1 protein-coding gene is annotated in these 22,551 nt (G+C 73.0%); it reads right to left on the minus strand.

The window, feature by feature from the left end; translation table 11 throughout:
* Nucleotides 1-21 precede the first annotated feature (21 nt).
* Nucleotides 22-22,071: a non-ribosomal peptide synthase/polyketide synthase gene (locus K3M35_RS15270; protein WP_220666646.1), complete on the minus strand. Its 22,050-nt coding sequence runs from the start codon at nt 22,069-22,071 to the stop codon at nt 22-24.
* Between the last annotated feature and the right edge of the window lie 480 nt (nt 22,072-22,551).

Consider the following 22,551-nt stretch of genomic DNA (forward strand, 5'->3'; position numbering starts at 1 on the left):
CGGTGAGCGGATGCGTCGAGGTCAGTTCCGGCGGTCCCCGTTGCGTCCGGCGACCTGCACCGCGACTCGTCCCCACCGGCGCAGCGCCGCGTCGCTCTCGGTCAGCCGGGCCGAGAGCACCGCGACGATCGTCTCCACCGCCCGGGCACTCACCATCTCGTGGTGATCGCAGTCGAGCCGGTACTGGTGGATCTCGCCGGCGATCACGTTGTGCCAGGCCGCCACCGCCGGGACCGGGGTCTCCGAGCGGGCCGCGGTGAAGAACAACGCGTCCCCGTCGAAGGTGTCCGGTTCGTGCCGCCGCGCGGCGCGGGCGGTGTCGGTCGACCCGGCGTGCAGCCGTTCGAGGTGGGCGGCGGTCAGGCCGGTGCCGCCCCCGAACGCCTCGTCGAGCACCGCGGCGGCGTGTTCGAAGCTCGGCTCACCGTCGTCGACGGGAAGCCCGAGATCGCGCAGCATGTCGCGGGTGCCGACGGCCGGGGACGCCCCGACCATCAGGTGGCTGTCGAGCAGGGCGAGGGTGTCGACGATCTCCCCGTCGCGGCGCAGTTCGACGGCGACGGCGTGCGCGACCACCCCGCCGAGCGACCAGCCCAGCAGGTGATATGGGCCGTGCGGCTGCACCCGGCGGATCTCCCGCACGTAGTGGCGGGCCAGCGCGGTGATGGTGTCGTGCCGCGGACCACCGGACAGGGCCGGCAACTGCAGACCGTAGACCGGCCGGTCGTCGTCGAGGCGGTGCGCGAGGGCGCTGTACGGCCAGGCCAGCCCCGCGGCGGGATGGATGCAGAACAGCGCGGTGCCGGTGCCGGGGCGCAGCGGCACGAGCACCCGGAACGCCTCGTCGATGCCGTTGCTCTCCTCGGACTCGCCGCTGCTCAGGTGTGCGGCGAGTTCTGCCGGGGTCGGATGGGTGAAGATCGACGCGATCGGCACCCGCCGCCCGAGTCGTTCCCCGAGCGCCGGTAGCAACCGGGTCGCCAGCAGCGAGGTGCCGCCGAGGTCGAAGAAGTCGTCGTCGACACCGACCCGGTCGAGGCCGAGATGCTCGGCGAACAGGTCGGTGACGAGCTTTTCGAGGTCGGTGCGCGGCGCCCGGTAGTCCCCGACCGGGGCGGTGAAATCCGGGGCGGGCAGCGCGGCGCGGTCGAGTTTGCCGGCCGGGGTGAGCGGGATGTCGTCGAGCACGGTGATCACCGCCGGCACCATGTGCGGCGGAAGATGCTGCGCGATGAACGTTTTCACCTCGGCGGCGGTGATGTCGGTATCGGGGGCGAGGCGGAGGTAGGACACCGGCACGGTCTGCCCGGACGGGGCGGTGTGGCCGAGGGTGTGGGCGAAGACCACCTGCGGGTGCGCGGTCAGCGTGGCGTCGATCTCGCCGAGTTCGACGCGGAAGCCGCGGATCTTGACCTGGAAGTCGGTGCGGCCGACGTAGTCGAGGCGATGATCGGTGGTCCACCGCACCAGATCCCCCGTGCGGTACATCCGCTCCCCCGTGCCGGTGGGATCGGGCACGAACCGGGCGGCGGTCAGCGCGGGCCGGTCGTGGTAGCCGCGGGCCAGACCCGGCCCGGCGACATATAGTTCCCCAGCCACCCCGACCGGGACGGGTTGCAGCCGCCCGTCGAGGACCAGGGCGTGGAAACCGCGGCTGGGGGTGCCGATGGTGACGGGTTCGCCGACGGTGAGCGGCTCGCCGAGGGAGGTCATGATCGTCGCCTCGGTGGGACCGTAGGCGTCGATCACCCGCCGCGACGGCGCCCAGCGTGCCACCAGCTCCGGTGGGAGTGCTTCGCCGGCGACGAGCAGGGTGTGCAGTTCGGGGACGGTGTGCGGGTCGAGCGAGGCCAGCGCGGTGGGGGTGATGAAGGCGTGACTGACCCGCTGTGCGCGCAGCACCGCGGCGAGCTCGTCGCCGCCGTAGACGTGCGGCGGCACGATCACCAGCGTCGCCGCGGCGCACAGCGCCATCATCTGCTCGAAGATCGACGCGTCGAAGCTCGGCGACGCCAGATGCGACACCCGGGCCGCGGCGGTGACCTGCAGACGGTCGCGTTCCTCCCGGGCGAGGGAGGCCAGGCCGCGGTGGGTGACCGCCACGCCCTTGGGGCGGCCGGTGGAGCCGGAGGTGTAGATCAGGTAGGCCGGATGATCCGGGCGCAGCACCGTCGGCCGGTCCGCGTCGTCGATCGGTGCGAGCGGCCCGGCGGTGAGGTCGAGGTCGTCGAGGACGAGCCAGTCCACCTCGTCGGGCAGCGCGTCGCGGTGCGCGGCGACGGTGATGCCGATGCGCGCGGCACTGTCGTCGAGCATGAAGGCGATGCGGTCGGCCGGATAGGTGGGGTCGACCGGCACGAATGCCGCGCCGCTGCGCACCGTCGCCCACACCGCGGTGACCGATTCGAGCGAGCGCGGGATCGCCAGGGCGATCACCTGTTCGGGTCCGGCGCCGCGGTCGAGCAGGCGCCGCGCGAGCCGGTGCGCGCGGGCGTCGAGTTCGCGGTAGGTGACCTGCCGGTCGTCGTCGATGACCGCGACCGCGTCCGGGGCGGTGGCAACGGCGGTGTCGAGCAGGTGCGGCCACAGCACCGCCGGTTCGGCCTGCGGTCCGATGGCGGGCACCAGCGCGGTGTGTTCTGCGGTGGTGAGCAGGTCGAGATCGCCGACGGGACGGTGCGGGTCGGCGGCGATCGCGTGCAGCAGCCGGGTGAACCGGTCGGCGAAGCCACGCACCGTCTCGGCGTCGAACAGGTCGGTGGCGTAGACGAAGGCGGCGTCGAGGCCACCTTCGGCGTTCTCCCCGATGAGCAGTTCGAGGTCGAAGTTGCACACCGTCGGGTCGAGGGCGACGCCCTGCACGCTCAGGTGCGGCAGTTCCACCGCGGGCAGTTCGGCGGTGTGGAATTCGATGGAGACCTGGAACAGCGGTGAGTGTGCGGTCGAGCGGGTCGGGGCGAGCGCGTCGACGACCCGGTCGAAGGGCAGGTCGGCGTGCGCGAAGGCATCGAGGTCGCTGTCGGTGACGGCGGTGAGCAGCTCGGTGAACGACGCTTGCGCGGGCACCGGGGTGCGCAGCACGACGGTGTTGACGAACATGCCCACCAGATCGTCGAGGGCGCGGTGTCCGCGACCGGCGACCGGCGAGCCGACGGCGATGTCGTCGCTGCCCGACAGGCGGGCGAGCAGCACCGCGAACGCCGCGTGCACGGTCATGAACACGGTGCTGTGCCGGACGGCGGCGAGCTGCTGCAGCCGGGCGAGCAGATCGGCGTCGACGGTGAAGCGGGTGATGTCGCCGCGGAAGGACTGCTGCGGCGGCCGGGGCCGGTCGGTGGGCAGCGGCAGCACCTCCGGCAGCCCCGCGAGGCGCTGCTGCCAGTAGGTGGTCTGGTCGGCGGCGAGGGTGCCGGGGTCGTCCGGGTCGCCGAGCCGGTCGAGTTGCCACAGGGTGTAGTCGGCGTACTGCACCGGCAGCGGTCCGAACGCCGGGGTCTCGCCGCGGCTGCGGGCGGCGTAGGCGATCATCAGGTCGCGGGCCAGCGGGCCGGTGGAGCCGCCGTCGGCGGCGATGTGGTGTACGACCAGCACGGCGAGATGGTCGTCGCGGCCGAAGGAGAACACCCGTGCCCGCACCGGGATGTCGACGGTGACGTCGAATCCGGCGCCGAGGAAGTCGGCGATGGCGGTGTGCACGGTGTCCTCTCCGGCGGGCACCACGTCCAGCGGCAGCGGGGCGTCGGCGGCGGCGAGGATCCGCTGGTGCGGTCCGGCCGCCGACGCCGGGTAGATGGTGCGCAGGCTCTCGTGCCGGGCCAGCACGTCGTGCAGGGCGGCGCCGAGCGCGGCCGGGGACAGATGCCCGGACAACCGGATCGCCAGGGGGATGTTGTAGGCGGCGGAGGTCGGATCGAACTGGTTGATGAACCACAGTCGTTGCTGCGCCGGGGAGAGCGGGATGTGCTCGGGGCGCGGTCCGGCGACCGGGCCGGAGGTGGTGCCGGCGGTGGGTTCCTCGACCTCGGTGGTGGGCCGGTCGTCGAGATGCGCGGCGAGCGCGGCGACGGTGGGGGCTTCGAACAGGGCGCGCACCGGCACGGGCCGGCCGAGCCGGTCGCCGAGGCGGGCGACGGCGCGGGTGGCGAGCAGTGAGTTACCGCCGAGGTCGAAGAAGTTGTCGTCGACGCCGAGCCGGTCGAGGCCGAGGATCTCGGCGAGTTCGTCGGCGACGAGCGACTCGAGCGGGTCGGTGGGTGCCGGACGGTCGCCGGTGCCGGCGGTCAGGTTCGGGGCGGGCAGGGCGGCGCGGTCGAGTTTACCGACCGGGGTCAGCGGGATCTCGTCGAGCACATTGATCACGGTGGGCACCATGTGCGCCGGAAGATGCTCGGCGACATGGGATTTCACTGCGGCAGGGTCGATGTCGGCGCCGGGTGCGGGGTGCAGGTGGGCGACGAGGACCGTCTCCCCGCTCGGGGCGCGATGCGCGACGGTGGCGGCGAATCCGACGGCCGGGTGGGCGGCGAGCACGGCGTCGATCTCGCCGAGTTCGACGCGGAAGCCGCGGATCTTGATCTGGAAGTCGCTGCGGCCGACGTATTCGATGCGCAGATCCCGCCGGTCGAGGTCACCGACCCAGCGCACCAGGTCCCCGGTGCGGTACATGCGTTCGCCGGGGGCGCCGTAGGGGTCGGCGACGAACCGGGCGGCGGTCAGCGCGGGCCGGGCGTGATAGCCGCGGGCCAGGCCCCAGCCGGCCAGGTACAGCTCACCGACGGCACCGAACGGCACGGGTCGCAGCGCGGTGTCGAGGACGACGGCGTGCACCCCGCGCAGCGGACCGCCGAGGGTCAGTGGGTCGTCGACGCCCAGGGGGTCGCTGATCGCGGCCATGATGGTGGTCTCGGTGGGCCCGTAGGCGTCGACGAGACGCCGCCCGGGCGCCCAGGTGGCCTGCAGGTCCGCCGGCCACGCCTCCCCACCGACCGCGAGATCGGTGAGGTCGGTCGGATCCGCCGGGTCGAGGGAGGCGAGCGCGGCGGGGGTGATGAACCCGTGGGTGACCCGCTGCTCGTGCAGCAGCGCGCCGAGTTCGGCGCCGCCGACGATGTGCGGGGGCACGATCACCAGTTCGGCGCCGGACCCGAACGCCAGGAGGTACTCGAAGATCGACGCGTCGAAGCTCGGCGACGAGACGTGCATGACCCGCGCGCCGGGTCCGGCACCGAAGCGGCTGCGCTGGTCGCGGGCGAAGTTGTCCAGGCTGCGGTGGGTGGTGATCACACCCTTGGGGCGGCCGGTCGAGCCGGAGGTGTAGATCAGGTAGGCGGGATGATCGAGCCGCAGCGCAGCGGGGCGGTCGGTGTCGTCGATCGTGGTGGTGTGCTCGCCCGCGGCGTCGCGGTCGAGGTCGTCGAGCAGCAGCCACGGCACCGTGTCCGGGAGCCGGTCGCGGTGTGCGGTGGTGGTCACACCGACGGTGGCGCCGCAGTCGTCGAGCATGAATGCGACGCGTTCGGCCGGATAGCGCGGGTCGACGGGCACGAACGCCGCCCCGGTCTTGGTGATCGCCCACATCGCGGTCACCGACTCGACGGAGCGGGCGATGCCGAGGGCGACGAAGGTCTCCGGTCCGGCGCCGCGGCGCAGCAGCACCCGCGCCAGCCGGGTGGAGCGTTCGTCGAGTTCGCGGTAGGTGAGCACCCGCTCCCCCTCGCGCAGGGCCGGCCGGTCCGGGTGTGCGGCGGCGGTCGCGGCGAGCAGTTGCGGCAGGGCGACGTCGCTGCCCCCGGCCGGGCCGTGCACCGGCAGCAGCGCGTCCTGCTCGGTGGCGGTGAGTGCCGGCAGCGCGGTGATCGGGGCGGCCGGGTCGCCGGTGAGTGCGTCGAGCACAGCGGTGATGCGCGCGGCGATCGCGGCGACGGCGTCGCGGTCGAAGACCTCCGGCAGGTATTTCATGCGCAGGTGCACCGCGGTGTCGGTGTGCACGACCACCGACAGCGGGTAGTGCGCGGCGTCGCGGCCGGTGATGTCGGCGACCCGCATGCCGCCGAGGTCGGTGTCGCGGTCGAGACCGGCGCGTTCGACCGGGTACGACTCGAAGACGGTGAGGGTGTCGAATCGCACGGCGGCCCCGAGGTGCCGGTCGAGGGTGCCCAGGTCGAGATGGTGGTGATCGAGCAGGGCGACCTGTTCGGCCTGCACCCGGTCGATGAGCGCACCGACGGTGTCGTCGGGCCGCACGGTGATGCGCACCGGGACGGTGTTGATGAACAACCCGACCATCGCCTCGATGCCGGGGATCTGCGGTGGCCGCCCGGAGACGGTCGCCCCGAACACCACGTCGGTGCGGCCGGTGAGGGCGCCGAGCACCACACCCCAGGCGGTCTGCACGAGGGTGTTGGCGGTGACGCCGCGGGCGGTGGCGGTGTCGTGCAGCCGCACCGACAGAGCGGTGTCCAGGTCGAGGTCGAGGTCCTCGGAGATCCCGGCGGTGGTGCCGGGACGGTGCTGCGGGGCGAGCAGGGTCGGTTCGTCCACTCCGGCGAGGGCGCGGCGGTAGGCGTCGGGGGAGGCTTCCGGGTCGCGGTCGGCGAGCCAGGTGAGGTAGCTGCCGTAGTGCGGCGCCGGGGGCAGTGCCCGCTGGTCCGCGTCGGTGGCGTAGAGCATCAGCAGTTCCCGGATCAGCACCGGGGTGGACCAGCCGTCGAGCAGCAGGTGGTGGTTCGTCAACGCCAGCAGGTGCCGGCCCGGGCCGGTGTGCACGACGGTCGCGCGCAGCAGCGGCGTGGTCTCGGTGTCGAAGCGGGTGCGTCGATCGAGGGCGAGCAGTTGCGCGGCGGCGTCGTCCGGGTCGGGGTCGTCGCTGGTGTCGGCGACGGTGAACGGCACCTCCACGTGGGTGGGGATGACCTGGACGTGTCCGTCGCCGGCGGCGGGGAACGCCGCGCGCAGCGCCGGATGCCGGTCGAGCAGCAGTTGCAGGGAGCGGCGCATCCGGCTCGCGTCGACCTCGCCGCGCAGGTCGAGGACGAGCTGCACGATGTAGGCGTCGGGGCGGTCCCCGGCGAGCAGGGCGTGGAAGAGCAGCCCGGTCTGCAGCGGCGCGGTCGGCCACACCGTGTCCAGGGGCCCGTAGCGTTGCTCGAGGCGTTCGATGACGTCCTGGTGCAGTCGCACCAGCGGCAGATCCGAGGGGGTCAGGCCACCGGCGTGCGGGCTGCGGGTGTGCCGGGTCAGTGCGGTGGCGGCGGTGGCGAAGTGGTGCGCGAGGGCGGTGACGTCGGTGTCGTCGAGCAGCCCGGCCGGGTACGACCAGTGCACCTCGAGTACCGGCCCGGTAGGGGTGTCGGTGGTGACGGCGTTGATGTCGAGCACCGCGGCGGCGGGCATGTTCGGGCTCTGTGCCCCGCCGTGGGGGAAGCCGGCGATGGGCAGCCAGGGGGTGTCGGTGTCGGTGACCCCGGCGGTGGGGCGGCCGAGATAGTTGAAGCTGACCTGCGGCGTCGGTGCGTTCGCGAGTTCGGTGGCGGTGTCGGGGTCGAGATAGCGCAGCAGCCCGAAGCCGGTGCCGTGGTCGGGGACGGCGGCGAGGTGTTCCTTGACGGTCTTGACGGCGCGACCGGCGGCCGGGCCGGCGGCGAGCGCGTCGTCGAGGTCGATGCCGGTCAGGTCCAGGCGCAGCGGGTGGATGGTGGTGAACCAGCCGACGGTGCCGGACAGGTCGGCGCCGGCGGCGGCATTGCTGTCGCGGCCGTGCCCTTCGAGGTTGAGCAGCAGCTGGGCCGGGTGGTGGCCGCGGTCGCGGCGCCACGCCGCCACCGCGAGGGCGAGTGCGGTGAGCAGGCCGTGGTCGACGGCGCCGTGGAAGGCGTTGGGCACGGCGGTGAGCAGCGCCTCGGTGACGGAGGTGGGCAGTTCGGTGGCGACGGTGATGACGGTGGCGTTGGTGTCGCGGACCGGATCGAAGGGGCGGTGCCCGAGCGGCGGGTTCGGTCCGTCGAGCGTGGCGCGCCAGAAGTCGAGTTCGGTGCGGCGGGTGGGGGCGGCGTCGCGCAGGGCGTGGGCCCAGCGGCGCACGCTGGTGCCCGTGTGGGGGGGCAGCAGCGCACCACTCGTGGCGCCGTCGGCCGCGGCGGCCGCCCACGCGGCGGCCAGGTCGGGGACGAGGATGCGCCAGGACACCCCGTCGACGGCGAGATGGTGGATGACGATGAGCAGTCGGCCGGCGCCGCTGGTGGCGTCGAACCACACCAGCTGCACCACCCGCCCGCTGTGCGGGTCGAGGCGGTCGGCGGCGGCGTCGAGTTCGGCGGCGGCCAGGGCGAAGAAGTCGTCGCTGTCCGCGGCGCTGGTCACCGGCACCCGGTGGATGACGGTGTCGACGTCGACGCTGCCCGGGGCGGGCACGTGCAGGACGTGTCCGCCGGGGACGTCCGGCACCGCGTGCAGGTGCACGCGCAGCATGTCGTGCCGGTCGAGGACCGCGGTGACGATCGCCCGCAGCGTCGCCGCGTCCAGGCCGGTGGGCAGGCGCAGCAGCAGCGCCTGCGAGTAGCGGCCGATGCTGCCGCCGCGGTCGAGCATCCAGTGCGCGATCGGCGGTAGCGGCATGTCCCCGACCCCACCGCCGGGCAGCTCCGCGAGGGTTTCGGTGGGGGTGGCGGTGCCGACGACGGCGGCGAGCGCGGCGGGGGTCTTGTGTTCGAACACTTCGCGCGGAGTCAGGTCCAGGCCGGCGGCCTTCGCGCGGGAGACCAGCTGGATGGACATGATCGAATCGCCGCCCAGGGCGAAGAACGAATCGTCCACCCCCACCGTCGGCAGACCGAGGACCTGCGCGAACAGTTCCACCAGCACCGTTTCGTGGCCGCGCGCGGGGGCGCGGGAGACGGTGGTGCGGGCGGCGAAGTCGGGGGCGGGCAGCGCGCGCCGGTCGAGTTTGCCGGTTGCGGTGACCGGCAGCGTGTCGAGCACCATCAGGGTGGACGGCAGCATGTACGCGGCGAGTTCCCCGGCGGCATGCTCGAGCACCACGTCGACGTCGAGGTCGTGGCCGGGTTCGGGTACCGCGTAGCCGACGAGCCGGTCGGTACCGGAGGCCGGGTCGGTGTGGACGACGACCACGGCGCGGCCGACACCGGGGGCGCGCAGCAGCGCCGCTTCGATCTCGCCGAGCTCGATGCGGAAACCGCGCAGCTGCACCTGGAAGTCGGCGCGGCCGAGATATTCGATCTCGCCGTCGCGGGTGCGGCGCGCCAGGTCCCCGGTGCGGTAGATCCGGTCGCCGGGGGCGCCGTGCGGGTCGGCGACGAACCGGGTGGCGGTCGGATCGGGGCGGTGCAGGTAGCCGCGGGAGAGCTGGGCGCCGGAGACGTACAGTTCGCCGATCACCCCGGTGGGCACCGGATGCAGCCGGTTGTCGAGGATGTGCAGGCGCAGCGACGGCAACGGTGGGCCGATCAGGCTTGCCGCGGCGGTGGCGGCGAGTTCGCGGGTGATAGTGCGGGCGGTGACGTGCACGGTGGTCTCGGTGATGCCGTACATGTTCACCAGGGTCGGGGCGGTGTCGTCGTGGCGCCGGTACCAGCGGTCGAGCTGCCCGAAGTCGAGGGCTTCCCCACCGAAGATCACCCGGCGCAGCGCCGGCAGGTCGGTGCCGGCGGCGCGGTCGGCGTCGATGAGCTGGTAGAAGGCCGTCGGGGTCTGGTTGAGCACGGTGACCCGTTCGCGGCGCAGCAGTGCCAGGAATTCCTGCGGGTTACGGGCGGTGTGGTAGTCGACGACGACGAGCCGGCCACCGTGGGCGAGGGCGCCCCACAGTTCCCACACCGAGAAGTCGAAGGCGTAGGAGTGGAACAGTGTCCACACATCGGAGGCGTCGAAACCGAACATCTCGGTGGTGTCGGTGAGCAGGGTGACGACGGTGCGGTGCGGGACCATCACGCCCTTGGGGCGGCCGGTGGAGCCGGAGGTGTAGATGACGTACGCCGCTGCCTCCGGGTGCACGCGTGGCAATCCGTCACCGCCGCTGGGCATCTCGTCGAGGCGGGTGCGCACGGCCGGGTCGTGCAGGTCCACGATCGGTGGGGTGTGCGGGGGCAGAGCGGTGGCGTGGTCGGCGGTGGTGAGCAGGCACACCGGGGCCGCGTCGTCGAACATGTACGCGAGCCGGTCCGGGGGGAACGCCACGTCGATGGGCAGATAGGCGGCGCCGCTGTGCAATACGGCGAGCAGCGCGACGATCAGGTCGGTGCCGCGCGGCAGGGCGACGGCGACGAGCCGGTCGGGTCCGGCGCCGTGCTCGACGAGCAGCCGCGCCAGGCGCTGCACCCGGTCGGTGAGCTCGTCGTAGCGCAGCGTCCCGTCGGGGGCGGTGACCGCGATCGCCGCCGGGTCGAGTCCGGCGCCGCGGGCGTACAGATCGAGCAGCGACGCCGAGGCGGAGCCGAGCACGCTCGCCGTGGCCGGGCGCAGCGGCGCCGGGGCGGTGGGACGTTCGTCGTCGGTGAGCAGGTCGACGTCGCCGATGGGGCGGTGCGGGTCGGCGGTGACCGCGTCGAGCAGCCGCACCAGCCGCTGCGCGAAGGAGGCGACGGTGTCGGGATCGAACAGGTCGGTGGCGTAGGTGAACGCCGCGGGCATTCCGTCGCTCTCCCCTGTTCCGGTCGGGTCTGGATTCTGCAGGGTCAGTTGCAGGTCGAACTTGGCGACGGGCAGCTCCGGGTCGAGGGCGTCGACCTCGAGTTCGGGCAGCACCAGGTGGGCCCGTTCGGTGTTGCCGTATTCGAGCACCACCTGGAACAGCGGGGACCGGTCGGTCTCGCGGGCCGGGGCGAGCACGTCGACGAGGGTCTCGAAGGGCAGCTCGGTGTGCCCGAAGGCCGCGAGGTCGATCTCGCGGGTGCGGTGCAGGTGGTCGGTGAACGACAGCGCCCCGTCGACGGGGGTGCGCAACACCACGGTGTTGACGAACATGCCGACCAGGTCGTCGAGGGCGCGGTGGCCGCGACCGGCGACCGGGGAGCCGATGACGATGTCGGATGTGCCGGTCAGGCGGGCCAGCAGCGCCGCGAACGCTGCGTGCACGGCCATGAACACGGTGGTGTCGTGCTCGGCGGCCAGCGCCTCGAGGCGCCGCTGCACGTCGGCGGGCACGGTGAAGCGGTGCAGGGCACCGTGGAAGCTGCGCTGGGTGGGGCGCGGCCGGTCGGTGGGCAGCGGCAGCAGTTCGGGGGCGTCGGCGAGGGTGTCGCGCCAGAACCGCAGCTGCGCGGCGGCGAGGGAGGTCGGGTCGTCCGGGTCGCCGAGCAGCCGGCGCTGCCACAGGGCGTAGTCGGCGTACTGCACCGGCAGCGGCGACCGATCCGGGTCCGTCCCGCCGGTGCGGGCGGTGTAGGCGAGCATCAGGTCGCGGGCCAGCGGCGCCATCGACGAGCCGTCCGCGGCGATGTGGTGCACCACCACCGCCAGGACATGGGCGTGCTCGTTCAGGCGCCACAGCCGTAGCCGCACCGGCACCGCCGCGGCCACGTCGAAACCGGCACCGATGAAGTCGGCGAGGTCGGTGGGCAGGTCGTCGCCGGTGACCGGCCGCGCCGTGAGCGCCGGCAGCACCCGGTCGGTGTCGACGACGACCTGGCGCGGGCCCTGTTCGTCGCCGGGATACCAGGTGCGCAGGCTCTCGTGCCGGTCGAGCACGTCGCGCACCGCTCCGGTCAGTGCCGCGACGTCGAGGCGGCCGGACAGGCGGATGGCGAGCGGAATGTTGTAGGCGGCGGAGGTGGTGTCGAACTGGTTGACGAACCACATGCGTTGCTGGGCCGGGGACAGCGGCAACCGTTCGGGCCGGTCGGCGGCGACCAGCGGCACCCGTCCGTGCCCACCGTGATCGTCGAGGATCCGCGCGGCGAGCGCCCGCACTGTGGGCGCCTCGAACAGGGCGCGGACCCCGGCGTCGGTGCCGAGCGCGGCGTTGAGGCGGGCGACGACGCGGGTGGCGATCAGCGAGTTGCCGCCGAGATCGAAGAAGTTGTCGTCGACGGAGACCTGCGGGTGCCCGAGGACCTCGGCGACGATCTCGGCGACGGTTGCCTCGAGGTCGGTGCTCGGGGGACGGTAGTCGCCGCCGAGCCGTGTCAGGTCCGGCACCGGCAGGGCGCGGCGGTCGAGTTTGCCGACCGGGGTCAGCGGCAGCTCGTCGAGCACCACCACCGCGGCGGGCACCATGTGACCGGGCAGCCGCGCCGCGGCCCAGGCGCGCAGTGCCCGCGGATCGATCTGCGTGGCGGTGGTGTCGGTGGTGTCGGGCAGTATGTAGGACACGAGCACGGTGTCGCCGCTGGGTGCGGGGTGCCCGATGGTGTGGGCGAAGGCGATCGCGTCGTGGGCGGTGAGCGCGGCGTCGATCTCGCCGAGTTCGATGCGGAAGCCGCGCACCTTGACCTGGAAGTCGGAGCGGCCCAGATATTCGACGGTGCCGTCGTGCCGCCAGCGCACCACATCCCCGGTGCGGTACATGCGTTCGCCGGGGGTGCCGTAGGGGTCGGCGACGAACCGGGCGGCGGTGAGGTCGGGGCGGCGATGGTAGCCGCGGGCCACGCCCGGCCCGGCGATGTACAGCTCGCCGGCCACCCCGACGGGGACGGGCCGCAGTCGGTCGTCGAGGACGGTCTGGTGGAAGCCGACGGCGGGGCCGCCGATGGTGACGGTGTGCCCGGGCCGCAGCTGCGGGCTGACGCTGGTCTCGATGGTGGCCTCGGACGGGCCGTAGCCGTTGAACATGCGCCGTCCCGGCGCCCAGCGCGCCACCAGTTCCGGTGGGCAGGCCTCGCCGGCGACGACGAGGACCTCGAGGTCGTCGAGTCCGGTGGGGTCGAGGGAGGCGAGCGCGGTGGGGGTGATGAAGGCGTGGGTGACCTTCTCCTCGCGCAGCAGCCGGGCGAGTTCGTCGCCGCCGTAGATGTCCGGCGGCACGATCACCAGGGTGGCGCCGGCGCAGAACGCCTTGGTGAACTCGAAGATCGACGCGTCGAAGCTCGGCGACGCCAGGTGCGAGACGCGAGCCTGGTGGGTGATGGTGAAGTGGCTGCGCACCTCGGCGTTGAGGTTGGTCATGCCGCGGTGGGTGACCACCACGCCCTTGGGGCGGCCGGTGGAGCCGGAGGTGTAGATCAGGTAGGCCGGGTGGTCGAAGTGCAGCGCGGCGGTGCGGTCGGCGTCGGTGATGGGTGCGTCGCTCGTCGCGGCGATCCGGGCGGCGACGGCGTCGTCGTCGAGCACCAGCCACGGCACCTGCACCGGCAGCGCGTCGCGGTGCGCGGCGGTGGTGATGCCGAGGGCGGCAGCGCTGTCGGTGAGCATGTAGCTCACCCGCTCCGGTGGGTAGGCGGGGTCGACGGGCACGAACGCCGCGCCGGTCTTGGTGACCGCCCACACCACCGCGACCGATTCGAGCGAGCGGGTCAGCGCGAGCGCGACGACGGTTTCCGGGCCGATCCGGTGCTCGTCGACGAGCAGCCGCGCCACGCGGGTGGACCAGGCGTCGAGTTCGGCGTAGGTGATCTGCCGGTCGGCGAAGCGCAGGGCGACCGCGTCGGGCAGGATCGCGGCGATCGAGGTGAGCAGTTCCGGCCACAGTTGCGGTGAGACCGGTGGCAGGCCCCGCGCCGGGGTCAGGTCGGCCAGTTCCCGGTCGGTGACGATGTCGATGTTGCCGACCGCGATGTCGGGGGTGTCGGTGATCGCCTCGACGATGCGCACGAACCGGTCGGCGAACGAGGCGACGGTGGCGGCGTCGAACAGGTCGGTGGCGTAGGTGAACGACGCGCGGATGCCGGCGGGGCCGTCGGCGTCGGTGGTCTCGGCGATGGACAGCTGCAGGTCGAACAGCGCCAGCATCGGGTCGAGGTCGATCACCCGCACCGACAGGTCGGGCAGTTCGATCTCGGGGCGTTCGGTGTCCTGGAATTCGAGCAGCACCTGGAACAGCGGGGTGTAGGCGGTCGAGCGGGGCGGGTCGAGGACCTCGACGAGCCGCTCGAAGGGCACCTCGGTGTGCCCGAAGGCGGTCAGGTCGCCGGTGCGGATGCGGTCGAGCAGCGCGGTGAACGGCTCGTCGTCGTCGACGCGGGCGCGCAGCACCACGGTGTTGACGAACATGCCGACCAGGTCGTCGAGGGCCCGGTGGCCGCGCCCGGCGACGGGGGTGCCGACGACGATGTCGTCGCTGCCGGACAGGCGGGCGAGCAGCACCGTCAGTGCGGCGTGCACCAGCATGAACACCGACGCGTCGTGGGCGCGGGCGATGTCGAGCAGCCGGCGGTGCGCGGCCGCGTCGAGGGTGAACGGGATGCGGGCGCCGCGCCGCGACGGCTGCACCGGGCGCGGCCGATCCAAGGGCAGTTCGAGCAGTTCCGGGGCGCCGGTGAGGGTTGCGCGCCAGAACCGGAGCTGTTCGGCGGCCAGGGAGGTCGGGTCGGTGTCGTCGCCGAGCACCCGGTGCTGCCAGAGGGTGTAGTCGACGTACTGCACCGGCAGCGGGGTCCACTGCGGGGTCTGCCCGGCGTGGCGGGCGCTGTAGGCGGCGATGACGTCGCGGGCCAGCGGCCCCATGGAGAAACCGTCGGCGGCGATGTGGTGGGCGACGAGCACGAGCACGTGCTCGTCCTCGGCCAGGGCGAGCACCCGGATGCGGGTGGGGATCTCGGTGGCCACATCGAATCCGGCCGCGAGGATCGGGGTGAGCTCGCTGTCGAGGTCGGTGCCGTCGTCGACGGTGAGCATCACCAGATCGGGGACGGCGGCGCCGGTGGGCACCACGACCTGCACGGGCCCGTCGTCGGTGAGCGGATAGCGGGTGCGCAGCGATTCGTGCCGGGCGACGACGTCGCCGATGGCGTGCTGCAGCGCCGCCTGATCGAGCCGGCCGCTCAGGCGCAGCGCGACGGCGATGTTGTAGGCCGGGGAGGTGGTGTCGAACTGGTTGATGAACCACATCCGCTGCTGCGCCGGGGACAGCGGGACCGGGTCGGGGCGCGGCCCGGCCACCGGGGCGCCGCGCCCGGCGCCGGTGCGGTCGGGCTGGTCGAGATGCGCGGCGAGATCGGCGACGACCGGATGATCGAAGATCTCCCGGATGCCGAGCTCACCGCCGGTGTCCGCGGCGAGCCGGGCGGCGGCGCGCATCGCGAGCAGGGAGGTGCCGCCGAGGTCGAGGAAGTGGTCGTCGGCGCCGACCCGGTCGACGCCGAGCAGGTCGGCGAAGACGGTGGCGACGAGCTGTTCGGTGGGGGTGCGCGGCGCCCGGTAGCCACCGGCGGCGGTCGGTGCCGGCGGAGCGGGCAGCGCGTTGCGGTCGAGTTTTCCGTTGGGGCCGACCGGCAGCGCGTCGAGGACGACGAGGGCGGCGGGCACCATGTAATCCGGCAGGTGCGCGGCGAGATCGGCGGTGACCGCGGCGGTGTCGATGCTGCGGCCCGGGGTGGGCACGAGATAGCCGGTGAGCCGGTCGTCGGCGCCGTGGTGGACGAGCACCACCGCCTGCCCGATCTCCTCGCGGGCGCGCAACACCTGCTCGATCTCCCCGAGCTCGATGCGCAGACCGCGGATCTTGACCTGGAAGTCGGTGCGCCCCAAGTACATCAGGGCACCGTCGGCGCGGCGGGTGGCCAGATCCCCGGTGCGGTACATCCGCTCCCCCGGCGCCCCGAACGGGTCGGCGACGAACCGGTCGGCGCTCAGTCCCGGGCGGTCGAGATAGCCGCGGGCGAGCTGGATCCCGGCCAGATACAACTCGCCGGCGGCGCCGGCGGGCACCGGATGCAGCCGCGCGTCGAGCACGTAGGCGCGGGTGTTCCACACCGGCAACCCGATCGGCACCGACCCGGCATCGGTGTCGGTGGTGGTCCAGGCGGTGACGTCCACCGCGGCCTCGGTGGGCCCGTACAGATTGTGCAGGGCGGTGTGCGGCAGCGCCTCCCGCAGCGCGGCGGCGGTCTCGGCGGGCAGCGCCTCCCCCGACGCGAACACGTGCCGCAGCACGAGCGGCTCCCGGCCGCGGCCGTGCAGGGCGTCGACGAACACCGCGAGCATCGACGGCACGAAATGCGCCACGGTGACCCGCTCCTCGGCGAACAGCCGCAGCAGGTAACCGGGATCGCGGTGCCCGCCGGGGGCGGCGACGGCCAGCCGCGCCCCGACCTGCAGCGGCCAGAAGAACTCCCACACCGACACGTCGAAGGTGGCGGGGGTCTTCTGCACCACCGTGTCGTCGGCGGTCAGCGGATAGGTGTGCTGCATCCAGCGCAACCGGTTGGCGATCGCGGCGTGCGGCACCGCCACCCCCTTGGGGCGGCCGGTGGAGCCGGAGGTGAAGATCACGTAGGCGAGATGCGCGCCGGTCGGCTCCGGTCGATCCGCCGAGGTGAGGGCCGCCGGGGATTCGTCGGCGAGGTCGAGGCGGTCGATGCGCAGCACCTCGGCGCCGGTGTCGGGCAGGGCGTCGGCGACATCGCTGGTGGTGAGCACCGCGCGCGGGGCGGCGGTGTCGAGGACGTAGCGCAGCCGCTCGGCGGGATGCTCCGGATCCAGCGGCAGGTAGGCGGCACCGCTCTTGACGATCGCGTACATGCCGACGAGCAGATCCAGCGACCGCGGCGCGGCGAGGGCGATCACCCGGTCCGGTCCGGCGCCGGCGCGCAGCAACCGCCGCGCGAGTCGGTTGGTGACCGCGTCGAATTCGGCGTAGCCGAGGGTGTGGCCGTCGACGGTGACGGCCGGGGCGTGCGGGGTCGCGGCGACCTGCGCGGCGACCAGTTCCCCGAGGGTGGTGGCGGGTCCGGTGTCGGCGGTGGTGGCGTTCCACGTGTCGAGGACGGTGCGGCGTTCGTCGGCGGTGAGCAGTTCCACGTCGCCGACCGGCACCGCCGGATCCGCGGTGACCGTCTCGAGCAGCCCCACGAGGCGCTGCCCGATCGCGGCGGCGGTGGCGGGATCGAACAGGTCGGTGGCGTAGGACAGCGCGCCGCGCAGTGCGTGGGTGCGGCCGTCGCCGTCGGCGACCGCGCCGAGCTGCAGATGCAGGTCGAATTTGGTGGTGTGCGTGTCGATTTCGGCGATGTCGACGTCCAGGCCGGGCAGGGTCAGGTGCGCGCCGGTGGTGTCGGAGAAGGCGAGCATCACCTGGAACAGCGGCGAGTAGGCCGCCGAGCGGGCGGGCACCACGGCGTCGACGAGCCGGTCGAACGGCAGGTCGGTGTGCGCGAAGGCCGCCAGGTCGGTGTCGCGCACCGCGGCGAGGAAGTCTGCGAAGGACAGGTCGGCGGGTACGGCGGTGCGCAGCGCGACGGTGTTGACGAACATGCCGACCAGGTCGTCGAGGTGGCGGTGGCTGCGCCCGGCGACGGGGGTGCCGACGACGATGTCGTCGCCGCCGGACAGGCGGGCCAGCAGCACCGCCAGGGCGGCGTGCACGACCATGAACTCGGTGGCGGTGTGGGCGTGGGCGAGCTGCTGGATCCGCCCGTACAGCTCCGGGGCGATCTCGACGTCGACGCTCGCGCCGCGGAAGGACTGCTGCGGTGGGCGCGGCCGGTCGGTGGGCAGCGCCAGCAGGTCGGGGGCGCCGGTGAGGATCTCGCGCCAGTACTCGAGTTGCCGGGCGGCGCGGGAGGTCGGGTCGTCGACGTCGCCGAGCAGATCCGCGAACCACAGGGTGTAGTCGGCGTACTGCAGCGGCAGCGGCGCCCAGTCCGGGGCGGTGCCCGCGGCGCGGGCGGCGTAGGCGGTGACCAGATCCCGGGACAGCGGTGCCAGCGACGCGCCGTCGGCGGCGATGTGGTGCACCACCACGGCGAGCACGTGCTCGTCGCCGGCGACGCGGAACAGCCGCATCCGCAGCGGCGGGTCGACGGTGACGTCGAAACCGGCCGCGACCACCGCCGCGACGTCCGCGTCGAGATCGTCCGTGACCGTGGGGGTCAGATCCAGGGCGAGCGCGTCGACGGGCAGCACCTGCTGGATCGGCCCGGCCGGGGTGGCCGGGTAGACGGTGCGCAGCGCCTCGTGCCGGTCGAGCACATCGCGGGTCGCCGCGACCAGCGCCGCGTGGTCGAGGGCGCCGCGCAGCCGCAGCGCGATCGGGATGTTGTAGGCGGCCGAGGACGGGTCGAGCTGGTCGACGAACCACAGGCGTTGCTGGGCGGCGGAGACCGGGATGCGGTCCGGGCGCGGCAGCACCGGCGCCGGGGCGGGCCGGTCGACGTCGTCACCGGCGGGCAGGTTCGCCGCCAGCGCCCGCACGGTGGGGGCCTCGAACAGCGACCGCACCCCCAGATCGGTGCCGAAGGCGTCGTTGATGCGGGAGATCACCCGGGTGGCGACCAGCGAGTTGCCGCCGAGCTCGAAGAAGCTGTCGTCGGCGCCGACCTCGGCGACGCCGAGCTGGTCGGCGAAGATCGCGGCCAGCGCGGTCTCGGTGGGCGACATCGCCGCCGCCCCACCGGCGCCGGCGAAGACCGGTTCGGGCAGTGCCGTGCGGTCGAGTTTGCCGACGGCGGTCAGCGGGATCTCGTCGAGCACCATGATCGCGGCGGGCACCATGTGGGCGGGCAACCGCGCCGCGAGCGCCGCGGCCAGCTGCTCCGGGTCGAGGGTGCAGCCGGCATCGGGCAGCACATAGGACACGAGCATCTGTTCCCCGGAGGGCGCGGCGCGGCCCAGGGTGACGGCGAAGGCGACGTCGGGGCGGTCGCTGAGGGCGGCGTCGATCTCGCCGAGTTCGATGCGGAACCCGCGGATCTTGACCTGGAAGTCGGAGCGGCCGAGATATTCGACGGTCACCGAGCGGGCGGGACGGTGCGGGTCGCGGATGCGCCAGCGGGTGACGTCACCGGTGCGGTACATGCGCGATCCGGGAGGGCCGAAGGGGTCGGCGACGAAACGGGTGGCGGTCAGGCCCGGCCGGTCGTGATAGCCGCGGGTGACGCCCGGCCCGGCGATGTACAGCTCCCCGGCGATCCCGACCGGCACCGGGTGCAACCGGCCGTCGAGGATCAGCTCGTCGATACCGCACACCGGGTGGCCGATGGTGACGGTCTCCCCCGGCACCAGCATGTCGGTGATATTGCAGACGATGGTGGTCTCGGTGGGCCCGTACGCGTTGTACATCCGGCGGCCGGGTGCCCAGCGCGCCACCAGTTCCGGTGGGCACGCCTCGCCCGCGACGGTGACCGCCTCGCATTCGACGCCGGTCGGGTCCACCGACGCCAGCGCGGCCGGGGTGGAGAACAGGTGGGTGACCTGTTCGCGGCGCAGCAGCGCCGCCAGTTCGTCGCCGCCGTAGATGTGGGCGGGCACCACCACGAGGGTCGCGCCGATGGCGAAGGCGGTCATGTACTCGAAGATCGACGCGTCGAAGCTCGGCGAGGAGAAGTGCGAGACCCGGGCCGCCGGGGGTGGGGCCAGGCGGGTGTGCAGGGTCGCCGACAGGTTCGCCAGGCCGCGGTGCGGCACCACCACACCCTTGGGGCGGCCGGTGGAGCCGGAGGTGTAGATCAGGTAGGCGGGATGGTCGAACAGCAGGGTGGCCGGCCGGTCGTCGTCGGTGACCGGCTCATCGCTCGCCTGCGCGATCCGCGCGTCGAGATCCGGATCGAGGACGAGCCAGGGCACCGTGTCGGGCAGCTCGTCGCGGTGCGCGGCGGTGGTCAGGCCCAGGATCGCCCCGGAGTCGGTGAGCATGTACTCGATGCGTTCGGCCGGATACTTCGGGTCGACGGGCACGAAGGCGGCCCCGGACTTGGCGATCGCCCAGATCACCGCCACCGATTCGAGGGAGCGGGTGATGCCGACCGCGACGAAGGTCTCCGGTCCGGCGCCGGCGTCGATGAGGACGCGGGCGAGCCGGTTGGACCAGGCGTCGAGTTCGCCGTAGGTCATGCGCCGGTCCTCGCACACCACCGCCTCGGTGTCCGGCACCACCGCGGCGACCGCGCACAGGATCTCCGGCAGGGTCTGCGCGGAGCGGGCCGGGTCGCCGTGCGCCGGGACCAGACCGGCGACCTCGTCGCTGCCGACGAACGGCAGATCCCCGATGGGCAGGTGCGGGTCGGTGAGCACCGCGGTCAGGGCGCGGCCGAGTCGCCGGCCGGTGGTGGTGGCGGTGTGCGCGTCCACCCGGTCGGGCCGGTAGCCGGTGCGGACCTGCAGGGCGGTGCCGGTGGTGTCGATCGTCACGCGTAGCACCGCGTCCGCGGGGGCGGAGGTCGGGTCGTCGAGGGTGAGCACCACCGGGCAGGCGGGGGCGAGGCCGGCGAGCACGGCCGGGTCGACCTCGGCGTGGGCGGCGAGATCGGCGCCGAGGGTGCGCACGCGCCGCACCAGCTCGGCGAAGGGCTCGGCCGGGTCCAGCTCGACGCGCAGCGGCAGCACCCGCCCGTCGCGGGCCACGCCGACGAGGACGTCGTCGTGACCGGTGAGCCGGGCGATGAGAGCCGCCGTGGCGGCGTGCAGTACGGCGGCGACGGTGGTGTCCGGGGCGTCGCCCTCGGTGGTGGCGAAACGCGCGGCGAGCGCCGCGGCCGTGACCGCCAGGCGGTCCTCGACGTCGGCGGGGGTGTCGTCGGCGGGGGCGGTGACGGGGCGGGGCAGTTCGAGGCGTTCGGCGGCGTCGGCGAGCTGCTGCCGCCAGAAACCGGCGTCGGCGGCGGCGCGGCGGCGCTGCTCGCCCAGGGTCACGCTGGCCGGATGGATCACGGCGACCGCGCGGTCGGGGGCGCTGCGCAGGAAATCGTCGAGCAGTTCGACGAACCGGTCGTGGTGGGCACGGAGTTCGTCCTCGTCGTAGCGGTGCGGGTTGCCGCGGAAGTCGAGGAAGGTCCGGGCCGGGTCGCCGCTCTGATAGATGTTGACCAGCAGGTCCTCGACGGGACCGGAGGTCATGATGTGGAACTCGCCGCGGATGTCGCCGAGCACGATCTCCTGCCGGAACAGCATGACGTTGACCATCGGCCCGGCATAGCGGTACGGGTCGCCGGCGGCGCCGGTCTCGCGGCGGATGTCCTCGAGGCTGAATCGCTGGTGGCGCAGCGCCCCGGTGAGTTCGAGCTGCACCCGCCGCACCAGGTCGGTGCGGGTGTCGTCCGGTTCGAGAAAGATGTGCAGCGGCGCGGTGTTGACGAGCATGCCGCCGGAGCGGCGGGCCATGGCGGTGGTGCGGGCGAAGACCGGCAGGTTGATCATCACGTCGTCGCGGCCGGTCATCCGCGCCAGATAGCACGCGAACGCCGCGATGACCGCCGCCGTCGAGGACAGTCCCGGTTCGTCGTCGACCGCGGTCAGCGCGTCGACGAGGTCGTCGGGGAGGGTGTGGCTCGACAGCAGCGACACCGCCGCGGTGGGGGCGTCGCGTTGCGCCAGAGTCGAGCCGTCCTCGAGTCCGGCGACCCGCTCGATCCAGTAGTCGCGGTCGGTGCGGTAGCGCTCGGAGGTGCGGTACTCGCGGTCCCAGTCGTACAGGGCGCGCAGGTCGGCGGCTTTCGACGGTTCCGGCTCGCGGCCGTCGATCTCCGCGGTGTAGAGGGCGGCGATGCGGTTGACCATGGTCATCGCCGCGAATCCGTCGAGGGCGACGTGGTGGATGCGGGCGTACCAGAGGAACCGGTCGTCGGCGACCTGCAGGATCGTCATGTTCACCAGCAGGTCGTTCGCCAGGTCCACCGGGGTGGCGTAGTCGGCGGTCATCCACTCGTGCGCCGCGGCCATCGGGTCGGGTTCGCCGCGGAAGTCGAGCAGCGGGATCCCGTTGCGGTCCTCGACGGTGGGGTCGACGTACTGGACGGGTTCACCGTCGACGTCGACGACCCGCAGATAGGCGGACCGGAACTCGGCACCGGCGCGATATCCGCAGCGACGCAGCAGATCCAGGTCCGGGGCGCCGCGCAGATCCACATACTGCGCGATGCACACGGGTACCTCGGGTGCGAGCTGCTGCGCGAACCAGATGGCCCGTTGCGCGGACGACAGCGGGAAAGCGCCGGCCGGTATCTGCGGACGACGGTGTCGCAGCGACATGTCCCCTCCGAAAGCGATGTTGTTGGCCGTGATCGGCGTGTGTCCCCCGACATCGCATGCAGGGGCCGACCCCGGTGCCGCTGGGCGTGCGGCGCCGCGATCGGACCCCCGTTCGATCGTGTGATCCCGTGTGACCGGGACCACACAACAAGCTAGACCACCTGTGCGACCGGTACGACCGGATTGCGGCGACGACCGCACCACTACCCGCCGATGCGCCCCGGAGGCCGTGCCCGTGCCGCGACAGGACCGGTACGGAACCGCGAGTGACCTCGGAAATCGTTCCCGTGCAGGGGATCGGTCGCGTTTCGATAACGTTTTCCCGACGGCCGGGAGGAATGCCCTGTTCGTGACCGGAGTGACGAATGAGGTCGGCGTCGAAGCAGGATCGGGCTCGCCGGAAACGCCCCGAAACCGGACAGCTCTCCTTATTCTCGAAGCGGCCGTCACCTTCGTGCCCCCGTGCCGCGACCCGTGCGT

This window comes from Rhodococcus sp. DMU2021, from assembly GCF_019641445.1.
Lineage (GTDB): Bacteria > Actinomycetota > Actinomycetes > Mycobacteriales > Mycobacteriaceae > Rhodococcus > Rhodococcus pyridinivorans.